The 3,398-nt window shown below is 57.2% G+C and carries 1 rRNA gene; it reads left to right on the forward strand.

Annotated features, from left to right (window positions below):
- Positions 1-244 precede the first annotated feature (244 nt).
- A 23S ribosomal RNA gene (locus ACWEVO_RS32990) occupies positions 245-3,354 on the forward strand.
- Positions 3,355-3,398: the final 44 nt, after the last annotated feature.

Here is a 3,398-nt window from a genome sequence, read left to right on the forward strand (position 1 = left end):
CTTTGGGGTGGTGTGGAGCGGATGACCGGTGCGGCTGGGAGGAAGCGCTAAGCACCCTGTTGGGTCCTGAAGGAACAACCGTTGGGTTGTCTTTCAGAGCCATGACCTCACCTGTGGGTGAGGGAGGCGCCAGGCATGGCCTGGTTTCTCATACCGCCGGCGGGTCGCCGGGCTGGTGGGGAACTGTTCGGGTTGTGGGTTGGTCGTTTGTTGAGAATTGCACAGTGGACGCGAGCATCTTTGTGGTCAAGTTGTCAAGGGCGAACGGTGGATGCCTTGGCACCAGGAGCCGATGAAGGACGTGGGAGGCCGCGATAGGCCTGGGGGAGCTGTCAACCAAGCTGTGATCCCAGGGTGTCCGAATGGGGAAACCCGGCATCAGTCATGTGATGTCACCCGCACCTGAACACATAGGGTGTGTGGGGGGAACGCGGGGAAGTGAAACATCTCAGTACCCGTAGGAAGAGAAAACAAATAGTGATTCCGTGAGTAGTGGCGAGCGAAAGCGGATTGAGGCTAAACCGGCTGCGTGTGATACCTGTCAGGGGTTGCGTGGTCGGGGTTGTGGGACCCTGCGAAACGAGCTGACACTCGTTTGAGGAGTTACAAAGCCAGTTGCTAGCCGAATGGTGTGGAAAAGCCAACCGTAGGCGGTGATAGTCCGGTAGGTGAAAGTGGCTGGTCTTCTGTGGGTGTTCCCGAGTAGCGGCGGACTCCTGAAATCTGCCGTGAATCTGCCAGGACCACCTGGTAAGCCTAAATACTTCCTGGTGACCGATAGCGGACGAGTACCGTGAGGGAATGGTGAAAAGTACCCCGGGAGGGGAGTGAAATAGTACCTGAAACCGTTCGCCTACAATCCGTCGGAGCCTTGCGGGGTGACGGCGTGCCTTTTGAAGAATGAGCCTGCGAGTTAGTGGCATGTGGCGAGGTTAACCCGTGTGGGGGAGCCGTAGCGAAAGCGAGTCTGAATAGGGCGTTTTCAGTCGCATGCTCTAGACCCGAAGCGGAGTGATCTAGCCATGGGCAGGCTGAAGCGCGGGTAAGACCGCGTGGAGGGCCGAACCCACCAACGTTGAAAAGTTGGGGGATGACCTGTGGTTAGGGGTGAAAGGCCAATCAAACTCCGTGATAGCTGGTTCTCCCCGAAATGCATTTAGGTGCAGCGTCGCGTGTTTCTTGCCGGAGGTAGAGCACTGGATGGTCTAGGGGGCCCACAAGCTTACCGAAATCAGCCAAACTCCGAATGCCGGTAAGTGAGAGCGCGGCAGTGAGACTGCGGGGGATAAGCTTCGTAGTCGAGAGGGAAACAGCCCAGATCACCAGCTAAGGCCCCTAAGCGTGTGCTAAGTGGAAAAGGATGTGGGGTCGCATAGACAACCAGGAGGTTGGCTTAGAAGCAGCCACCCTTTAAAGAGTGCGTAATAGCTCACTGGTCAAGTGGTTCCGCGCCGACAATGTAGCGGGGCTCAAGCACACCGCCGAAGCTGTGGCATTCACATTTTAACCTCGCTTGGACTTGATTCCTTGTGCAGGTGTGTGGATGGGTAGGGGAGCGTCGTGCCGGGGGTGAAGCAACGGGGTGACCTAGTTGTGGACGCGGCACGAGTGAGAATGCAGGCATGAGTAGCGAAAGAAGGGTGAGAAACCCTTCCGCCGGATGACCAAGGGTTCCAGGGCCAGGCTAATCCGCCCTGGGTGAGTCGGGACCTAAGGCGAGGCCGAGAGGCGTAGTCGATGGACAACGGGTTGATATTCCCGTACCCGCGAAAGAGCGACCCTGATGAACCTCGTTGTGCTAACCACCCGAACTGCCGGCGACCTTCGGGTCAATGGTGGGGAGCGTGGGAACCTGGCGGGTAGTAGTCAAGCGATGGGGTGACGCAGGAAGGTAGCTGAGCCCGGCCGGTGGTTGTGCCGGGGTAAGCGTGTAGGCCGTGCCGTAGGCAAATCCGCGGCGCATATAGGCTGAGACGTGATGCCGAGCCGATTCAGGTGAAGTCAGTGATCCTATGCTGCCGAGAAAAGCCTCTAGCGAGTTCTTAGCGGCCCGTACCCCAAACCGACACAGGTGGTCAGGTAGAGAATACCGAGGCGATCGGGCGAACTGTGGTTAAGGAACTCGGCAAATTGCCCCCGTAACTTAGGGAGAAGGGGGGCCGGAGACGTGAAGCCCCGCGCGGGTGGAGCGTTGTATGGCCGCAGAGAGCAGGGGGAAGCGACTGTTTACTAAAAACACAGGTCCATGCGAAGAAGTAATTCGATGTATATGGACTGACGCCTGCCCGGTGCTGGAACGTTAAGGGGACCTGTTAGCTCTTCGGGGCGAAGCGGAGAACTTAAGCGCCAGTAAACGGCGGTGGTAACTATAACCATCCTAAGGTAGCGAAATTCCTTGTCGGGTAAGTTCCGACCTGCACGAATGGCGTAACGACTTCCCCACTGTCTCAACCACAGGCCCGGCGAAATTGCATTACGAGTAAAGATGCTCGTTACGCGCGGCAGGACGGAAAGACCCCGGGACCTTTACTATAGCTTGACATTGGTATCTGAGTTAGCTTGTGTAGGATAGGTGGGAGCCGGTGAAGCTCTAACGCCAGTTAGGGTGGAGGCAATCTTGAAATACCACTCTGGTTGATTTGGGTATCTAACTTCGGACCGTTATCCGGTTCAGGGACAGTGTCTGGTGGGTAGTTTAACTGGGGCGGTTGCCTCCTAAAGGGTAACGGAGGCGCCCAAAGGTTCCCTCAGCCTGGTTGGCAATCAGGTGTTGAGTGCAAGTGCACAAGGGAGCTTGACTGTGAGACTGACAGGTCGAGCAGGGACGAAAGTCGGGACTAGTGATCCGGCACTGGCATGTGGAAGCGGTGTCGCTCAACGGATAAAAGGTACCCCGGGGATAACAGGCTGATCTTCCCCAAGAGTCCATATCGACGGGATGGTTTGGCACCTCGATGTCGGCTCGTCGCATCCTGGGGCTGTAGCAGGTCCCAAGGGTTGGGCTGTTCGCCCATTAAAGCGGTACGCGAGCTGGGTTTAGAACGTCGTGAGACAGTTCGGTCCCTATCCGCCGTGCGCGTAGGATACTTGAGAAGGGCTGTCCCTAGTACGAGAGGACCGGGACGGACGAACCTCTGGTGTGCCAGTTGTCCCGCCAGGGGCACGGCTGGTTAGCTACGTTCGGAAGGGATAACCGCTGAAAGCATCTAAGCGGGAAGCTCGCTTCAAGATGAGGTATCCCACCCACATTTGTGGGGTAAGGCCCCCAGCTAGACGACTGGGTTGATAGGCCGGAAATGTAAGCCCGGTAACGGGTTCAGTTGACCGGTACTAATAGGCCGAGGACTTGACTACGAAGCTGCTACGCGTCCACTGTGCAACTCTGAACGAGCGAACAA

Source organism: Micromonospora sp. NPDC003776 (assembly GCF_053605645.1).